The organism is Chelativorans salis (assembly GCF_025336525.1).
Classification (GTDB): domain Bacteria; phylum Pseudomonadota; class Alphaproteobacteria; order Rhizobiales; family Rhizobiaceae; genus Chelativorans; species Chelativorans salis.
In genome coordinates this window covers 178,911-196,061 of record NZ_JAOCZP010000008.1, presented here as the reverse complement: position 1 = coordinate 196,061, position 17,151 = coordinate 178,911, and the positions used below count along the sequence as shown (strand labels likewise).

The window sequence follows — 17,151 nt, the reverse complement described above, 5'->3', positions numbered from 1 at the left end:
TCAGACGAGAATTGCAGAAGCGGTTATGAGAACGGCCGCCTCGCCCCCTTGCTGCAGCGCGCCCAACACGTCTCCTGTCTGGCCGCCGATCTGGCGGCGGCAGAGCCGTTCCAGAACCCGGAACCAGACGGCGAGAAGCGCGGCCGACAACAGTGCGAAAAAAGGCCCGGCAAGAAAGAGAAAGAAGCCGCCGATGGCAAGCGCAGCAAAGGCGACCGGTCTCTCAATACGACCTATCCCGGCGGAAAGGCCGTCGGTGCGGGCGGGCGGCACGCGCATCATGAAAAGCGGCATCAGCGCTCGCGAAGCGGCATGGGCGACCACCAGCGCCAGCACAGCGACAGCGCCTCCCATACCCGCGATAGCGGCCAGCGCGGCCCAGCGTGCAAGCACGGAGACGATCAGAACCAGCACCCCATAGCTGCCGACCCGCGAGTCGCGCATGATGGTGAGCTTCTCGTCGCGCGTCTTTCCCCCACCGAAGCCGTCGGCGACGTCCGCAAGTCCATCCTCATGCAGTGCGCCGGTCGCAAGCATTCCCGCACCCACCGCGGCAGCCGCCGCTATCGTGGCCGGAACACCCGCCAAGAGGACTGCCCACAAAACCGCTCCGGAAACCAAGCCGACAACAGCACCCGCCACAGGTGCCGCCCATTGCGCCGCGGCGAACGAATCGACCGCCGCGGAGAACGGCAGGCGCGTATAGAAGCTGATGCAGGCCATGGCGTCGGCAACAAGCCTTCGGGCGTAGGTGGCCTCTCCGTTCATCCGCCGCCTCGCGCGATGGCATGGAAATAGGTGCCGGTGACGAGGCCCCGCCGGCCGCCGGAAGGCCCGAGCGCATTGCCGATCGCGTCGGCAAGCTCGGCCAGTGGCCCGTCGGCGCCACGCTCGATCAGCCGGGAATAGTGGAACTCATGTCCACGCACCATCTCTCCGGCCCGTCCGAGTGGACAGTCGGAGAGAAGCCGCGCCTCCCGATAGCCCAGATTGATCTTGCGCCGCGCAAAGCTCGTCCCGTGGCCGAGCAGCCCGGTCATCTCATGGCTGACGCCGTCCGCATCCTCCAGTACCTTTCCCAAAACCATGTAGCCGCCGCACTCGCCATGCACCAGCCTTGTCTGCGCAAAGCGCCGGAGCGCCGCCTTGAAGCCGGACGCGGCAGCGAGCCTGCCCGCATGAAGCTCGGGATAGCCGCCGGGCAGCCAGCAGGCGTCGCAAGAAGGATCCGGACCCTCGTCGTTTAGGGGAGAGAAGGCGACAAGCTCCGCACCCGCGCCGCGCCAATGCCGCGCGACGTGAGGATAGACGAAGGAAAAAGCCGCATCCTGGGCAATGGCAATGCGTTGCCCCGGGGGCGACAGGTGGTGCGCGCTCGCACCCGCGACCGCCTCGAAGGGCCCCGCTGCCTGCAGGATCGCGTCAAGATCCAGCGACTTCTCCATGATGTCGGCCAACCGCTCGATGAAGTCTTCGAGCGCCGCGTGCTCGCTCGCCTGCACGAGCCCCAGATGCCGCTCCGGCAGCGCCATATCCGGGTTGCGATGGATTGTGCCGAGGACCGGGATCGCCCTTGCCTCGATCGCCTCCCGCGCCTGCCGCTCGTGCCGCTCGCTGGCTGCCTGGTTGAGCACCACGCCGGCGATGCGCACACCGCTATCGAAGGTGGCGAAGCCATGGGCAACGGCGGCAGCGGTTTGCGACTGGCCCGAAACATCGAGCACCAGCAGCACCGGCAGACCATGGCGTCGCGCAAGATCAGCGGCAGCACCGGTGCGGCCGGCAGAAGTGCGCACACCATCGAAAAGCCCCATGGCGCTCTCGACAAGAAGCATGTCGGCACCCTCCGCCTGCTGTGCCAGCAGGCTATCGAGCAGGTCGTGCGCCATCGCCCAGCTGTCGAGATTGACGCCGGCCCTGCCCGTGGCGGCGGCATGAAAGCCAGGGTCGATGTAATCGGGACCGGACTTGGCACCCGTGACGTTGAGCCCACGGCGCCTCAGCGCCCGCATAAGACCGATGGTAACGCTGGTTTTGCCGGATCCGGAGCGCGGAGCGCCAATGATGAGGCCGCGGGCGGTCATGGCCTCGTTCCTTCCTCGCGCGGTCGGAGGAGCGCTTCACGGGCCCCGACGATGCCGCCCACCACAATCAGCGCCGGAGAGCCGAAACCCTCCTCGCGCGCCCGTCGCGGAAGATCGCCAAGCGTGCCGACAAGTACCCTTTCATCGGCAGTCGTCGCCGACATGAGAACAGCAGCCGGCGTGCTCGCGGCAAGCCCACCTCCGATGAGCGCCGCTGTAATCTTCTCGAGATTGCTCATGCCCATATAGATGACGATCGGCTGTCCGGTCCGCGCCAGCGCCGCCCAATCGAGATCATCCGGCATGCCGGCAGCGTGGCCTGTAGCAAGGATCACCGCCTTGTTGACGCCGCGCAGTGTGGCCGGGATGCCCGCCGCCGCCAGTGCGCCGAAGGCCGAGGTGACGCCCGGCAGGAAGCGAAAGGGGATACCCGCATGGGCAAGCGCCAGCGCCTCCTCGCCGCCGCGCCCGAACGTGTTGGGATCGCCGCCTTTGAGGCGGAGCACGCGCCTGCCCGACCGCGCCTGGTCGACCATCAGGCGATTGATCTCCTCCTGCGGCGTGGAGGGCTTACCCCCACGCTTACCGACGAAGAAATGCTCGGCTTGCCCTGCCGCCCGAAGCGCGGCGGGATCGATCAGCGCATCGTAGATCACGGTATCAGCGAGGCTGAGGGCCGAGACCACCTCCAGCGTCAGACAGCCGAGCCCACCCGGCCCCGCGCCCGCCAGCCAGACATGACCCGGCTCGAAAGGCACCGGCTCGAAAGGCAGCCGCGTTATGGCATCGGCAAGGCTCATGAAGGTTCACGCCCCCGGAAACGTCGTTGATAGTGGGCATCGTAGAGGGCGCTTTCGCGGAAGCCTTCCGCCGCCAGTCCCTGCCCCACGAACACCACCGCCGTACGGTCGATTGGATCCTTCGCCACCTCCGCCTCGATCGTGGCAAGGGTGCCGCGCACGATACGCTCGTCCGGCCAGCTCGCGCGGGCCACGATGACCACCGGGCAATCCGGTCCATAGAGCGGAGCAAGCTCCTCCACGATGCGGTCGAGCGCGTGGACGGCCAGATGAATAGCGAGCGTGGCGCCCGTGCGACCGAACGCCTCCAACCGCTCTCCCTCGGGCATCTTTGAGGCACGGCCGGAAACACGCGTCAGCACCAGGCTCTGCGCGACTTCCGGAATGGTAAGCTCGCGCCCGAGTGCAGCGGCGGCGGCGGCGAAGGCCGGCACGCCGGGCGTCAGCGTGTAGGGAATGCCATGCCGCTCCAGCCGCCTGGTCTGCTCGGCCACCGCACTCCAGACCGACAGATCACCCGAGTGGAGGCGCGCAACATCGAGCCCGGCTTCGTGAGCGGCCAGATACTCGGCCTCGATCTCGTCGAGCGACATCGGTGCGGTGTCGATGAGGCGTGCGTCAAGCGGACAATGGGAGAGCAGCTCCGCCGGCACGATGGAGCCCGCATAGAGACAGACAGGGCAGCGGCCGAGAAGATCGCGCCCCCTGACCGTAATGAGATCGGCGGCCCCGGGGCCGGCGCCGATGAAGTGTACTGTCATGCCTGGTCCTTCCCTTGCGCGATGGCGCATGTGACATTGCCCGTTGCGATGCGCGGGCCCAAGAGCTGGCTGCCCTCCCCGGCCGCCGCCAGAGCCGCAGCCTCCGAAACGGAGGCAACACCCGTCGCCGCCAGCGAGGCGCCGGAACGGGTGAGGCAGCCCGCCGAGGCGCGCTTCAGATCGTCATGCGGAACCGGGATAAGAGAGAGGCCAAGCGCCTCTGCCGCCGCAACGATGCCCGGCTCGTCCGCCTTGAAGGCGGCTGTCGCAAGGGCATCGAGCCGCGGCGCTTCAACCTCCCCTCCCCCTTGTGGGGAGGGGTGGGGGGTGGGGGTAATGCCGCGCAACGAGGATGCACCAAAAGGCTCTTTGCCCGGTCTCACGGGCCATCCCTCGACCCCGTCCGGAAAATAGGCACGGCATGCCTCCACCGCCGCGAGCACCTCGCCCACCTCAACACCTTTCCTGCACCCGATGCCAGCAACCCTCATGGCTTCACCCAGCTCCATCGGGTCACCGGCATAGCCGGGCGCCAGCCGGTCATGCCGCCGATGGGCGCCGCGCGGGAGAACGCGAGCCTCACGAGATCACCACCTAGACGCGCGTGAAACTGCAGAAGCACCGCTTCCATCTCCAGTGTCACGGCATTGGCGACCAGCCGTCCTCCCGGCTTGAGCGCCGCGATGGCGGCGTCCGTCACACCAGCATTGCTGCCGCCGCCGCCGATGAAGATCGCGTCCGGCGCAGGCAGACCAGCGAGTGCTTCCGGCGCGGCGCCTTCAACGATCTGCAAACCCGGCACGCCGAGCGCACGAGCATTGCGGCGAATGCACTCCGTACGCTCTGTAACCGCCTCGACTGCGATGGCGCGCATCGAGGGGTGCGCCAGCATCCAGGTGATGGAGATCGAACCGGAACCGGCGCCGATATCCCACAGCATCTCCCCACGCCGCGGCGCGAGTGCCGAGAGCGTCAGCGCCCGGATTTCGCGCTTGGTGATCTGCCCGTCATGCTCGAAGGCTTCGTCGGGAAGGCCCGCCGAAAGCGGCAGAATGCGCGCGCCTTCCAACGCCGATACCTCTATCGCCACGACATTCAACGGATTGAAGGAAGCGTCTCCCATCGTCTCGGCCACGAAGGTGCCCAACCGTTCCTGCGGCCCGCCCAGCGCCTCCAGAACATGCATTCGCGAGGCGCCGAAGCCTTCACGCGCAAGCAGATCAGCAACCGCCTTCGGGCCATCGCCGTCGGAGGTGAGCGCGATGATGCGGCGGCGGGGATGAAGGAGCGGCAGGACAAGCTCCACCGGCCGACCATGCAGCGAAACCGTCTCGACATCCTGAAGCGCCCACCCAAGCCGGGCCGCCGCGAGGCTGAAGGCCGACGGCGCGGGCACCACCTGCATCTCAGCGGCGTCGACATGGCGTGCAAGCGTCGCCCCCACGCCGAAGTGGAACGGATCGCCGGAAGCGAGCACGCAGACCCTGCGGCCTCGCAGGCGAGCGACGTCCGTCATGGCACTGTCGAAAGGCACAGGCCATGGCCGCGCCTCGCCACGGATCAGTTCCCAGCCTAGATCAAGATGCCGCCGGCCCCCGAAAACGAATTCGGCCTCGGAAACAAGCCGCCGCGCCAGCGGGCTCAGCCCGTCTGACCCGTCTTCGCCAATGCCGACGATTGCGAGCCATTTTCCCGTTGCGCCGGGTGCCGTCCCTTCCCTAGATGGCATGATGGACCCTCGGCATGTTCTCATCCTCGGCGGCACCGGCGAAGCGCGCCAGCTTGCCGAAGCGCTCGTCCGCAAGGGCGACCTGCGCGTCACCCTCTCGCTGGCTGGGCGCACCGCCGCTCCCCGCGCGCAGGCAGGTGAAGTGCGCAGCGGCGGCTTTGGCGGAGCGGAAGGCTTGGCGCGTTATCTCCGCGAAAACAGTGTCGGCTTGCTTGTCGACGCTACGCATCCTTTCGCCGCCCGTATCTCGGAAAATGTCGCGCGCGCGGCCGAGGAAGTGGCAGTGCCGCTCGTTTCGCTGGAGCGGCCGCCCTGGCAGGCGGTCGACGGCGACCGGTGGATCGAGGCGGAGAGCATCGCAGGTGCAGCTAGGCTCCTCGGCGAGCAGCCACATATTGTCTTTCTGGCGATCGGTCGGCAAGAGCTTGCTCCCTTCGCCGCCCTTCCGCAGCATTCCTACGTTGTCCGCAGCGTCGATCCGGTCGAGCCCGCCGCCGCGCCCTCGAACGCCCATTTCATCCTCGAGCGCGGACCCTTCGACGAGGCGGCGGAACGGGTGCTTTTTGAGAAAAACGGCGTCGAGGTCATCGTCGCCAAGAACAGCGGTGGCAAGGCGACCTATGGAAAGATCGCCGCAGCACGGATGCTCGGCCTCCCGGTAATTATGGTATGCCGGCCACGCCCACCGACCGGCGACGCGGTAGCCACTGTCGAGGAAGCGATGGGCCGCATCCGTCATCTCGTCCGCCTCCCGGCGGAGCGCGGGGAATAGACGAGCGGTGGCCGTCCGCCGCGTGCGATAACCCGCGTTTCGGGCGAACCGACAATGACGCACGTCGCCATATCCGCCTGGTCTGACCGCGCCTCCCGCAGCGTCGTGATCGTCATGCGCTCATCGGGACGGCCCGCAGCGCGACCGAAGATGACGGGCGTCGCGGCGGGTAGGATCTCGCGCAAAATCTCGAATGCCCGCCCGAGTTGCCAAGGCCGCGCGCGGCTCACGGGATTATAGAAGGCGAGCACGAAACCCGCGCCTGCCGCCGCACGCAGCCGCGCCTCGATCAGGTCCCACGGCTTCAGATTGTCCGATAGCGACATGGCGCAACAATCATGGCCGAGCGGCGCGCCCGTGCGTGCGGCGACCGCGAGCATGGCCGTCACACCCGGTACCACACGAAACTCGACCTCGCGCCAGGCCGCCGGGCCGGTTTCAATCGCCTCGCAAACGGCGGCGGCCATGGCAAAGACGCCTGCATCCCCGCCAGAGACCACGGCCACGCTGCGACCGGACGCCGCCATCTCAAGTGCAGCGCCGGCGCGCGAAAGCTCCTCCCGATTGTCGGAGGCATGACGCCTCTGACCGGGAGCAAGTTCAAGTCGGTCGAGATAGGGGGCATAGCCGAAGAAGTCGCTCGCCTCGGCCAGGGCGTCGCGTGCTTCGGGCGTCATCTGGTCGGGATTGCCGGGGCCGAGGCCCACAACCACGATTCCCCCGCTCACGGCCTGTCCCTCCAGCCTGGAACCAAAACGATGGAGAAGTAGGCAGCCTCGTCGCCCGCCTTGTCCGCAAGCCGCATCGTCGTCATGGCCGCCATGGTGCCACGCTCCACGAAGATGGCGTCACCGAGCTTGCCCGTCGCCTGAAGGGCGCGGCGGATCTTGGCCAGGTTCCGCCCCACCTTCATGATGACGCAAGCTTCCGCATCACCGAGCCGACGCCGCAGTTCGGTCTCCGGCAGCGTTCCCGGCAACACGGAAAGCACGTCGTCGCCCTGCACGATGGGCAGGCCCACCGCCGACCAGCAGCCCGACATCGCCGTGACGCCTGCGACCACCTCCGTCTGATAGCGGCCGGCTAGCCGCACGTGCAGATGCATGTAGGAGCCGTAGAACAGCGGGTCGCCCTCGCTCAGGACGGCAACAGTACGCCCGGCCGCCAGATGCGCCTCCACGGCGTCAGCCGCCTCCTCGTAAAAACAGGAGATGGCCTCGCCATAGGCCGGTTCGCTTTTTGCGATCTCGGTCGTTACGGGGTAAAGCAGCGGCAGTTCGACCACATCCGCGCGCATATGCGCCGCGACGGTGGCCCGCGCATTGCTGCCGTTGCCGCGCTTTGCAAAATGCGCCACCACATCGGCAGCGCCAAGCGCCTTCACCGCCTTCAGCGTGAGAAGCTCCGGATCGCCCGGCCCGGTACCCACGCCGATCAACCGCCCGCTCATATACCCACCCTCGCCAACGCATTCACCGCAGCCGCAGTCATCGCGCTGCCGCCGAGCCGCCCCCGCACGACGGCAAAGGGAATGCCGTGATTGCCTACTGCCAGCGCCTCCTTCGATTCCGCCGCACCTACGAAGCCGACCGGCATGCCGATAACGGCCGCAGGCCTCGGCGCCCCTGCCTTGAACATGTCGAGCAGGTGGAAAAGTGCCGTCGGCGCATTGCCGATCGCGACCAGGGCGCCTTCGAGGCGCTCGCGCCAGAGTTCGAGCGCCGCGGCCGAGCGCGTGTTGCCGATTCTCTCGGCAATCTCCGGCGTGAGCGGATCGCGCAGCGTGCAGATCACCTCGTTTCCAGCCGGCAGGCGGGCGCGCGTGATGCCGTGGGCCACCATTTCCGCGTCGCAGAAGATCGGCGCACCGCCGGCCAACGCCGCACGCGCCGCCTCCACGAAATCCTGAGAGAAGACGAAATCACGCGCCGCCTCGACTAGCCCGCAGGCATGGATCATGCGCATCGCCACATCCGCCTGCGCCTCGGAGAAGCGTGAAAGATCCGCCTCCGCCCTGATGATGGCGAAGGATTTCTCGTAGATGGCCGTGCCGTCGCGGATGTAATCGGTTGTCATGGGCGTTGCCTGAATTGTTCCTCGGCCAGCTCCGAAAGCAGAGCTTCGAGATCGGATGGGATGGCGGTGCCTTCAGCGCTGATGTCAAAGCCCCCCTCGACACCCGCCAGCGTTACCCTAGGGCCGGAGGGACGGGCACACTGCTTGCCGCAGCCTGAGAGTTGTAAGTGATAGGAGCCGTCAAGCAGGTCTGGCCGGCTTGCCACAATCCGGTCGGCAAGGTGCCTCGTGGCCAGGTGTGCCGAGGCACAGGCCGGCTTGCCCGCGCAAACGGCGATGGAAAGGCGCGGATCGTCGGGCCTCGTCACAAAGCCCAGGCGCTCCGCGGCACCCACAAGTGCCGCCTCCTCGTGCTCTGCCACGTCAAGGACGATGAGGCCCCTGCCGCGCGCGAGGCACACGCTCCTCTCTTCGCCAAGGGCTTCTGCAAAGAAGGAAAGTGCACCACTTTCGATCTGCCCATAAGAAAGCACGGAACCCCTCGCCTTTCTGCCGCCGACAAGTGCGAACCTCCCCACCGGCGGGCGCATAGGCTCTACTGCTGTGACGCTGGATACCGGCTCGCTGCCCGTGACCGCCGCCAAATCCTTATCGGAAAGATCCCGCGCCCGCGCTTCAGCGCCGAGTTCGGCAATGGCTTTGAGGATGCGAACCGCAGCTTCTGCTGCATCGGCTTGCGCGAAACAGCCCAGGTCGCGGGCAGTGGCAGAAGTGCTGCCGACGCGAAGGAGCCAGGTGATGGTACTCCCGTCGGAAACGGTATGCCCTATGGCGCCCCCCTCTGTCCTGCCGGATATCTCCCCCACGAGGGGGGAGATTGGTCTGCCGCTCGCGTCGGCACCTTCTTCTGAGATTCGGTAAAGCCTCGATGATTGCCGATCTCCCTCCTTGTGGGGGAGATGTCCGGCAGGACAGAGGGGGGCGCGAAGGAGTGCTGCCCCACCAGAACCTTCCCCGCCGGTCACTGCCTCCAGCTTCACGTCCGCAAGCACGCCGCCAAGCCCCAGCACCCCGCCACCATCGACGGTTACCGAAACCTTGGGCCCCAGCCGCGAAGTCAGCCCCAGTTCTTCGCATCGCTCCCAAATCTCCCGCGCGAGCCCACGCGGATCGGCAACCTCCTCGGCGTCCAGCCCGGCAAGCGGGCTACTGTCGATCGGCAGCCCCCAGCGCACCCCTATCCCCAGCGCGTCCACCTCCGCGCCAAGCGCGGCCGCGCTCTCCGCCGTCAGCCCCCGCACCTGCAGGCTGCCGCGCGCGGTGATCTCCAGAATGCCGTTGCCAAACTTCTCGGCCGCCCGCGCAACCCCCGCCAGTTGGCGTCCAGAAAGATGCCCCTCCACCGGGTTGAGGCGCACAAGCAGTCCATCGCCGGTTTGCATCGGCGCGGAAAGCGAGGGGCAGACACCGCGGCGAAGGCTCATGCGGCTTCCTCCTGCCTGCGCGCTTCCGCGATCAGTCCCGCAAGACCGTTGTCCACCGCATTGCGGCGGGGGTGCCAGAGGCCGCGGCGGCGCGCGTCGGCAAAGCGCTCGGCAATGGCACGGAGGGCAGCGGGATTCTCCCGGAGCAGAAAGTCGCGCACGCGCTCATCTTCCAGATAAGCCGCATGCACCGCCTCGATCAGCGCACCGGGTATCGCATTCGTCGTCTCTGCAAAGCCGACGAGACGATCCACGGTCTCTGCAAATTCAGCCGCCCCGCGCGGTCCGTGCCGTAACTGCCCATCGATGAAGCGCGGGTTGAGCGCGCGAGCCCGCACGGCGCGCGTAACGGCTGCGGCCAGCGAGCGAGCGCGCGGTCGTTCCGGATCTGTCGTATCGAGCACGACGAGATCCGCCTTGCCGCCAAGGGCAGCAAGTGCGGCGGAGAAGCCGCCGATGAAGGCCACGTCGGCGGAACCCTCGAGGATATCACGGCCAGGATCATCTCCCGTATGCACAAGCAGATCGGCTCCGCCGACACGCTCCGCGAAGGTACCGGGGGCTGCCTGCCCTTCCCCTTCCGCCCCACCGAAGACGTGGGAGGCAGCGTCGAGATAGGCCTTGCCGAGTTCCGAGCGGTCTTGCCAGTCGCCACGCGCAAGGCGCTCCTCGATACCAGCGCCATAGGTGCCGGGGGCGGATCCGAAGATGCGAGCCGGCACCCTTCCCTCGCTACGGCTCGCGGCGGCAAGCGGGTTCTCGTCCTGTGTTTCGTCGCGCGCGGCGACGGCGGCTATGGCTGCGTCGATCAAGGCGATCTGTGTCGGGAACATGTCGCGAAAAAGTCCCGAGATGCGCCAGGTGACGTCGATGCGAGGTCGCCCGATGACGGCGGGGGGTAGCACCTCGATCCCGGTCACGCGCCCGGTGGCGGCATCCCATTGCGGCCGGCAGCCCATCAGCGCCAGCCCTTGCGCGATCTCTTCACCGCCCGTGCGCAAGCTGGCGCTGCCCCACAGGTCGAGCACCAGCGCGCACGGGTAATCGCCATGGTCCTGCAGATATGCCCGCACGATCTCATCGGCAGCGGTAGTGCCGAGCGCCACGGCGGTGGGAGTAGGCAGCGTACGCGGATCGGCAGTGAAAAGGTTGCGGCCCGTAGGCAGCACGTCGGTACGACCGCGCGACGGCGCGCCCGACGGCCCGGGCCGCACCCGCTTGCCATCCAGCGCAGCCATAAACGCGGCGCGCTCGCGCTCCGCACTCGCCATCCTCAGCGGGTCCGCCTCACCATCCGCTGCGCGGCCGTAGATGTGAAGTCCGTCCTTGATAGCGAAGTCCTTGAGGTCACAGAGCCAGGCATCGATGCGCAGCAGTGCGGCTTCCGGATCGTCCCTCTCGTCAACGCCAGCCTCCCGAGCAAGGCCGGTCTTCTGCGCCGTCTCCACAATCAGCTTTGCCAGCCTGTCGCGGCGGCGTCGGTCGAGGCCATCGGCCTGCGCATATTCGTCGACCAGCCGCTCCAGCGCCTGCTGCTCCTCGCTCAGGCCGGCGCCGACCAGCGGCGGCGTTAGATGGCCCAGCGTCACAGCTGCGATCCGCCGCTTGGCCTGCGCCGCCTCACCCGGATTGCTGACGATGAAGGGATAGATGACCGGCAGCGGGCCGGCCATGAGCTCGGGGAAACAAGCAGCGCTCAATGCCACGGCCTTGCCCGGCAGCCATTCCAGAGTGCCATGTGCTCCCAGATGGACAAGTGCATGGCAGCCCAGTCCTTCGCGCAGCCAAACACCGAAGGCGATGAGCGGATGGCCGGGTGGCAGGACCGGATCATGATAGTCCATCCTGCGATCTGCCGAGCGGCCACGGTCGGGCGCAAAAGCCACCGTGACGTTGCCGAAGCGGGCCGTGCGGAAACAGAAGTCCTCGCCTCCAGGCGCGCCCCAGGCGGCTTCCACCGCATTGCGCGCCTCCTGCGGCAGCTGTGCGAAGGCAGCGGCATAATCTTCGGCGGCAATGCCGGCCCTCTCCCGCTCCAGAAGGCGCATCAGGGCACGTGGGGTTTCGGGAATATCCACTGCCCGATAGCCTTCCGCCTTCAGGTCATGCAGCATGGCGATGGCGCTTTGCGGCACGTCGAGTCCGACGGCATAACCACTACGCCCGGTTGCCGCCGGATAATCCGGCAGGATGATGGCGATCTGCCGCTCTGCGGGCGGTGTGGATTGCAGTTTCAAAAACGCCGCCAGCCGCTCGGCCACCTGCGCCACCCGGTCCGGCTCCGGCCGGTTGACCTGCAGGCTAACCGCCAGTGCCGGGTCCGGCGTCTGCCTGTCCTTGAACGAAATCGCCCCGGCCATGATGCGGCCGTCCAGTTCGGGCAGCACCACATGCATGGCAAGATCGGCAGGTGCCATGCCCCGCTGGCCGCTCTCCCACGCATCGCGCCTGGTTGTCGCGACAGCGACCTGGAAGACCGGCAGGCCGAGGCTGTCGAATAGACTCTCGTCCTCACCTTCCATGCCGATCGCAAAGGCGGTGGTCGTGATGAGAGCAGCAGATCGTAACGTCTTCACCACCTCGTCTAGAAGCTGCCGGGCGGAAGCGTCGCGCAGCGTCGAGACAAAAACGGGCACCGCCAGGATGCCCCTCTCGTCGAGCGCACGGAAAAGAGCGTCGATAGGCGCCACATCATTGGCAAGCAGCATGGAGCGGTAAAACAACACCGGCACGACAGGCCGGCCGGACCTGGCTACCGACCGATAGTACGCCAGATCGACAATGCCTTCGCCGGGCGCGTAATATCCCGCGCGCGCCAGCGGCCGCGCCTCGCCGGCCGCAATCGCATGGCCGGCGAGGCGCGCCATGTGGCGCACGAACAACGTCATGTTCTCCGGCCCGCCCTCGCGGAAACAGCCGAGCAGAGTTTCGCAAGTCTCCGTGCCGACCGTCGAGAGCGCGGCAAGCCGCTCGTCATCCGCGCGGCATTCGCCAGGAAGCAGAACGAGGGAGATGCCGCGCTCGCGCGCAACCGCCGCCAGCCTGTCGCAGCCGTAGCGCCACCAGTCGTAGCCGCCCAAAATCCGTGCCACCACGACCTTCGCGTGGGAGGCAACGCTGTCAATCCACAGATCGACCGACATGGGGTGGCGCAGGTCGCTGAGCGCTGCGAGCCGGAGCGAGGGCAACGTCTCCCGCCCCGCACCCCATGCCGCCGCAATGGCCGCCAGATCGCTGTCGGTGAACGACAGCGCAACCATCTCCGCCGGCGTCTGGCGCAGATCGACCGGGTCGATCAGGTCTTCCAGCGAGGCGGAACTGGTGGCGAGAATATGCATCGTCTCATGCCGCCAGGAGCTTCTCGACCGCTGCCCTGTCGAGGCCTTTGAGGCCGATGACGACAAGACGCGTCGAAGGCGCCTCGTCCGCCTTCCAGGGGCGGTCGTAGTGATGTGTCACGCGCGGGCCCACAGCCTGAACGAGGAGCCGCATCGGCTTGCCTTCCACATGGGCGAATCCCTTCAGGCGCAGCACGTTTTCCGCTTCCGCCGCAAGTGCCACCTTGCGCGCCAGTTCGTCCGGACTAGCGATGGCCGGCAGTTCCACAACGAAGGTGTCGAAATCGTCATGCTCGTGGTCGAGCACGCCATCATGGTGGGTCTTGCGGTTTTCGATGTCGTTCTCGACGGCAAAGCCAAGGCCGAGAAGGACGCTGGGATCGACATTGCCGTTCATCCCATGCACGACCTTCACGGCGTCCGATAGATGACCGGCCATCGCGCCCTTGGCGCGGGCGAGCGCTTGCTCGTCTAGAAGATCCGCCTTGGACAGGATGATGAGATCAGCGCAGGCGACCTGATCCTCGAACACCTCCTCCACCGGGTCGTCATGGTCAAGCGATTCGTCGGCGGCGCGCTGCCGCTCCAGCGCCTCCATATCGGTTGCAACCTTGCCCTCCGCCAGCGCCGGCCCATCGACAACCGCCACCACACCATCGACGGTGACGCGGTTTTTGACGTTCGGCCAGTTGAAGGCCTGCACCAGCGGCTTGGGCAGCGCCAGGCCCGAGGTCTCGATGAGGATATGATCCACCCTCGGCTCGCGCGACAGGATCTTGTCGAGCGCCGGCACGAAATCATCGGCAACGGTGCAGCAGATGCAGCCGTTGGCAAGTTCCAGAACGTCATCGTCGGCGCAGCCTTCGATACCGCAGTTCCTCAGTATCTCGCCATCGATGCCGACATCGCCGAATTCGTTGACGATGATGGCGATGCGCTTGCCGTTCGCACGCTCCAGCACATTGCGGATAAGGGTCGTCTTGCCGGCCCCCAGGAAACCCGTCACGACGGTACAGGGAACGCGGTCGAACGAAACGGTCATGGGACCTCCTTCAGGCTGTCGGTTGTGGGGATTCGCGCAATGAGGCCGCGCTTCAGCGATTGCGGGCGCTGCCGGAACGGCATGAAGCCGTCGCTCGAATTGGCGAAGAGCTCGGCACCGGCGATAAGGTCCGGCCCGCTGTCGGGCTCGAGCTCACCGAAGACATAGCTCCACGCCCCCTCGCGCAGGATTGCCGCGCTCAGGCCCCGCTTGCAGTTGCCGAGGCAGGCAACCTGGCGCACGCGCACGCCGGCGCCGTTCGCGGCCCGGGCCGTATTCTCGGCCAGCAAAGCGCCGGGGCGCGGCAGGTTCTCGGGGTCGGTGGAGCGGCGGCAGGAACTGCAGACCACGACGGTGACCGAACTGTTTCGGCCGGCATCGCCGGAAGCGTCTGTTGAGGGGAAGTCCGCCCGATCTGGTAAGCCGTCAGCCAAGGTCACGTCCTTTGCCCGGGTCACCCGCCGGACGGTCAGGATTAAGTTTCGCGACGGCAGGTCTCCTGGCTTACGGATCGTCGCCCTGCCGCCGCCTTCCCGAAGCGCAATGCTCAGTGGCGTATGGCGGAGAGCTCTCCGACTACAGTTGCGGGGACAGCTGCGGAATTGCCCAAGGGCGCACCGCATTCCCTCTTAGCTCCCACCCTGGCGGATGGAAGACCGTCGCCGGCCATTTAGATGGGCAGCGGCTGTGCTGTCAACGCAGGATGATTTCATCTTGTCCCGGCGCACATTTCGTTTAAGGTCGGCACCGTCGTCGGTTCCCCTCGGGGACGAAAGAGGGAACGCGGTAAGGGCCACCTGCCCCGATCCGCGGCTGCCCCCGCAACTGTGAGCGGTGAGCTTGCGCCCAAGAGCCACTGAAGCCCTGCGCTTCGGGAAGGCGGGCCAAGCAAGGACCCGCAAGCCAGGAGACCTGCCTTCGACGAGACGAAACCGCAACAGCCCTCGGGTGGAGGGTAGAGGATCTGAACATGAACACATCCACGACCTTCGGTGCAGTCGAATCCGCGAAAGCACGCGTTCTCCCGCTTCTCATGACCGGGCTGCTCGGCGTCTTCATCATCGCCGTTTCCGGCTTCGCGCAGATGGACGTCGTCCACAACGCCGGACACGACTACCGCCACTCCATGGCTTTCCCCTGCCACTAGATCGCACGTCCTGTCGACCGCTGATTCGCCACCGCGATTCGTGTGGTCACGCCGTCCGTGATCAATGACCGCAAGGCGCCCGCCTTTCGGGACAAAAACTTAAAGCAGAGGTCGAATCCATGTCCGTTTTCAGAAACGCGGTTTTCCTTGCCGCCATCGCCGGGCTTTTCGCCGGCATCGTCATGACGGGGCTCCAAAGCTTCTTCACCGTACCATTGATCCTTCAGGCCGAAACCTATGAAGCCGCCGCGCCCGCCCATGACCACGGCGAAGGCGCAGCTGCCGACCACCATCACGACGAGGAGGCCTGGGCTCCCGCCGACGGTGCTGAACGCACCTTCTACACGGCACTTGCCAACATCGTGACGGGCATTGGCTTCGGGCTGCTGCTCGTCGCTGTCTCCGAGATCGCCGGCGGCATCACGGGCTGGAGGCAGGGACTTGTCTGGGGCTTTGCCGGCTTTGCCGTCTTCACGCTTGCGCCGGGTCTGGGGCTGCCTCCGGAGCTTCCGGCCATGCCGGCGGCCAATCTTTTGGCGAGGCAGGTATGGTGGATCGCAACGGTCGGCGCCACGGCGGCAGGGCTTGCCCTGATCGCTTTTAGGCGTTCGCTGCCCCTTGCGGCACTGGGCTTGGCGCTTATCGTGGTGCCGCACGTCGTCGGTGCACCGCAGCCGGTAAGCCATGAGACGCCGGTTCCGGCGGACCTGCATCAGCGCTTTGTGGTGACCGTGACGGTCACAAATCTCCTGTTCTGGGCAGTGCTTGGTGCCGCCACGGGCTTCATACGTACACGCTTCTCCGGAGCCCTCGGCACACCGCAGAACAGCCTTGCCTGACGGCCGCCAATTGACCTTCGTCCTCGGCGGGGCGCGCTCCGGCAAGAGCCGCCACGGCGAGGCATTGATCGAAGCCCATCCGGCGCCGTGGAGCTACATAGCCACGGCCCAGGCCTTCGACGAGGAAATGCGGGCGCGGATCACTGAGCATCGCGCCCGGCGCGACGAACGCTGGACGGTGCTTGAGGCACCGCTGGAACTCGGAGAGGCCCTTTCCGCGATCGACGAGGGAAGGCCCGTCCTGGTGGATTGCCTGACACTGTGGCTGACCAATGTGATGCTTGCGGGACATGACGTGGAGGCGAAATGCCAGCAGCTGGCCGAGGTTCTCAAGCGCCCCCGCGGGCCCTGGGTCCTCGTGTCCAACGAGGTCGGTTTTGGCATCGTGCCGGACAACACGATGGCCAGGCAATTCCGGGATGCAGCGGGCAAACTCAACCAGATGGTCGCGGCGGAAGCCGACAGCGTCGTCTTCATGGTCGCCGGCCTGCCGATGAAGGTGAAGTGATATGCGCGAGATAGAAGACCGGGAAGCCGAGCGTCACAAGGCCAAGATGGCCAAACGCAAAACGGTGCAGGATGCCGAGGTGGCCGACAAGCACGTCGAAAAGGGTCTCCTGATCGTCAACACGGGTCCCGGCAAAGGCAAGTCCACCGCCGCCTTCGGCCTGGCGCTCAGGATGCTCGGTCACGGCCGGCGCGTCGGCATCGTGCAGTTCATCAAAGGCGCCTGGCATACCGGCGAGAAGGATGCGCTGGCGCGCTTCGGCGATCAGGTGGAATGGCACTCGATGGGCGAAGGATTCACCTGGGAAACGCAGGATCTCAAGCGCGATATCGCGGCCGCGGAGCGGGCGTGGCAGAAGGCGCTGGACCTTATGGCGGATCCCTCTTTCGGGCTCGTCATCCTCGACGAGCTCAACATCGCGCTGCGCTACGACTATCTCGATCTGCACACCGTAGTGACGGCACTCCAGGCACGAAGAGCCGATCTCCACGTGGTGGTGACTGGTCGGAACGCCAAGCCCCAGCTCGTTGAGGCTGCCGATCTCGTGACAGAGATGGGGCAGGTGAAGCATCACTTCTCCGCCGGCGTGAAGGCGCAGAAGGGTGTCGAGTTCTAGTTGGCCCGACAGGCT

18 protein-coding genes and 2 riboswitches are annotated in these 17,151 nt (G+C 66.5%); of the genes, 5 read left to right on the top strand and 13 right to left on the bottom strand.

What is annotated here, in order from left to right; genetic code table 11:
• The 6 genes from cobS to cbiE are packed head-to-tail and all read right to left on the bottom strand — an operon-like array spanning position 1 to position 5,374.
• Positions 1-768, bottom strand: coding sequence for an adenosylcobinamide-GDP ribazoletransferase (gene cobS, locus N5A92_RS21895; RefSeq protein WP_260906296.1), 768 nt, complete (start codon positions 766-768; stop codon positions 1-3).
• Positions 765-2,084, bottom strand: a complete 1,320-nt coding sequence (locus N5A92_RS21890) for a cobyrinic acid a,c-diamide synthase CobB (RefSeq protein ID WP_260906295.1) — start codon at positions 2,082-2,084, stop codon at positions 765-767. Before N5A92_RS21890 ends, cobS begins: the two co-directional genes overlap by 4 nt.
• Positions 2,081-2,884 carry a uroporphyrinogen-III C-methyltransferase gene (gene cobA, locus N5A92_RS21885; RefSeq protein ID WP_260906294.1) on the bottom strand — a complete coding sequence of 268 codons (804 nt, stop codon included), beginning with the start codon at positions 2,882-2,884 and terminating at the stop codon, positions 2,081-2,083. Before cobA ends, N5A92_RS21890 begins: the two co-directional genes overlap by 4 nt.
• Positions 2,881-3,645: a precorrin-4 C(11)-methyltransferase gene (cobM, locus tag N5A92_RS21880; protein ID WP_260906292.1), complete on the bottom strand. Its 765-nt coding sequence runs from the start codon at positions 3,643-3,645 to the stop codon at positions 2,881-2,883. The genes cobA and cobM overlap by 4 nt, the downstream gene beginning before the upstream one ends.
• Complete coding sequence (locus N5A92_RS21875) at positions 3,642-4,097, bottom strand: cobalamin biosynthesis protein (RefSeq protein WP_260906290.1); 456 nt, start codon at positions 4,095-4,097, stop codon at positions 3,642-3,644. The genes cobM and N5A92_RS21875 overlap by 4 nt, the downstream gene beginning before the upstream one ends.
• 35 nt (positions 4,098-4,132) lie before the next feature.
• Positions 4,133-5,374, bottom strand: a complete 1,242-nt coding sequence (gene cbiE / locus N5A92_RS21870; protein WP_260906288.1) for a precorrin-6y C5,15-methyltransferase (decarboxylating) subunit CbiE — start codon at positions 5,372-5,374, stop codon at positions 4,133-4,135.
• A 1-nt stretch (position 5,375) separates the two neighbouring features.
• On the opposite strand from cbiE, the gene N5A92_RS21865 reads away from it, so the two are divergent.
• A complete protein-coding gene (locus N5A92_RS21865) occupies positions 5,376-6,146 on the top strand; it encodes a cobalt-precorrin-6A reductase (RefSeq protein WP_260906286.1) in 771 nt (256 codons plus the stop codon).
• Here the strand turns inward: N5A92_RS21865 and N5A92_RS21860 are convergent.
• Genes N5A92_RS21860 through N5A92_RS21830 form a run of 7 tightly spaced genes read right to left on the bottom strand, consistent with a single transcriptional unit; the run spans position 6,110 to position 14,460 of the window.
• Positions 6,110-6,874 carry a precorrin-3B C(17)-methyltransferase gene (locus N5A92_RS21860; protein ID WP_260906285.1) on the bottom strand — a complete coding sequence of 255 codons (765 nt, stop codon included), beginning with the start codon at positions 6,872-6,874 and terminating at the stop codon, positions 6,110-6,112. The genes N5A92_RS21865 and N5A92_RS21860 overlap by 37 nt on opposite strands.
• Positions 6,871-7,596, bottom strand: a complete 726-nt coding sequence (locus N5A92_RS21855) for a precorrin-2 C(20)-methyltransferase (protein WP_260906284.1) — start codon at positions 7,594-7,596, stop codon at positions 6,871-6,873. Before N5A92_RS21855 ends, N5A92_RS21860 begins: the two co-directional genes overlap by 4 nt.
• On the bottom strand, positions 7,593-8,222 hold the full coding sequence (locus N5A92_RS21850; RefSeq protein WP_260906283.1) for a precorrin-8X methylmutase: 630 nt from the start codon (positions 8,220-8,222) through the stop codon (positions 7,593-7,595). Before N5A92_RS21850 ends, N5A92_RS21855 begins: the two co-directional genes overlap by 4 nt.
• A complete protein-coding gene (locus tag N5A92_RS21845) occupies positions 8,219-9,646 on the bottom strand; it encodes a nitrite/sulfite reductase (protein ID WP_260906282.1) in 1,428 nt (475 codons plus the stop codon). The genes N5A92_RS21850 and N5A92_RS21845 overlap by 4 nt, the downstream gene beginning before the upstream one ends.
• On the bottom strand, positions 9,643-12,984 hold the full coding sequence (gene cobN / locus N5A92_RS21840) for a cobaltochelatase subunit CobN (protein WP_260906281.1): 3,342 nt from the start codon (positions 12,982-12,984) through the stop codon (positions 9,643-9,645). The genes N5A92_RS21845 and cobN overlap by 4 nt, the downstream gene beginning before the upstream one ends.
• 4 nt (positions 12,985-12,988) lie before the next feature.
• Positions 12,989-14,026 (bottom strand): cobalamin biosynthesis protein CobW, encoded by a 1,038-nt coding sequence (gene cobW / locus N5A92_RS21835; RefSeq protein WP_260906280.1) that lies wholly within the window; start codon positions 14,024-14,026, stop codon positions 12,989-12,991.
• Positions 14,023-14,460 carry a DUF1636 family protein gene (locus N5A92_RS21830; protein WP_260906279.1) on the bottom strand — a complete coding sequence of 146 codons (438 nt, stop codon included), beginning with the start codon at positions 14,458-14,460 and terminating at the stop codon, positions 14,023-14,025. The genes cobW and N5A92_RS21830 overlap by 4 nt, the downstream gene beginning before the upstream one ends.
• 38 nt (positions 14,461-14,498) lie before the next feature.
• Positions 14,499-14,702: riboswitch (cobalamin riboswitch) on the bottom strand.
• A gap of 61 nt (positions 14,703-14,763) precedes the next feature.
• Positions 14,764-14,960: riboswitch (cobalamin riboswitch) on the top strand.
• 36 nt (positions 14,961-14,996) lie between these two features.
• Here N5A92_RS21830 and N5A92_RS21825 point away from each other — a divergent pair.
• From N5A92_RS21825 to cobO, 4 genes are all read left to right on the top strand, one after another.
• Entirely contained in the window at positions 14,997-15,173 is a 177-nt protein-coding gene (locus N5A92_RS21825; RefSeq protein WP_260906278.1) for a CbtB domain-containing protein, read from the top strand.
• A gap of 119 nt (positions 15,174-15,292) precedes the next feature.
• Positions 15,293-16,012, top strand: a complete 720-nt coding sequence (locus tag N5A92_RS21820; protein WP_260906277.1) for a CbtA family protein — start codon at positions 15,293-15,295, stop codon at positions 16,010-16,012.
• Entirely contained in the window at positions 16,005-16,520 is a 516-nt protein-coding gene (gene cobU, locus N5A92_RS21815) for a bifunctional adenosylcobinamide kinase/adenosylcobinamide-phosphate guanylyltransferase (RefSeq protein ID WP_260906275.1), read from the top strand. The genes N5A92_RS21820 and cobU overlap by 8 nt, the downstream gene beginning before the upstream one ends.
• A gap of 1 nt (position 16,521) precedes the next feature.
• A complete protein-coding gene (cobO, locus tag N5A92_RS21810; RefSeq protein ID WP_260906273.1) occupies positions 16,522-17,136 on the top strand; it encodes a cob(I)yrinic acid a,c-diamide adenosyltransferase in 615 nt (204 codons plus the stop codon).
• Positions 17,137-17,151 lie beyond the last annotated feature (15 nt).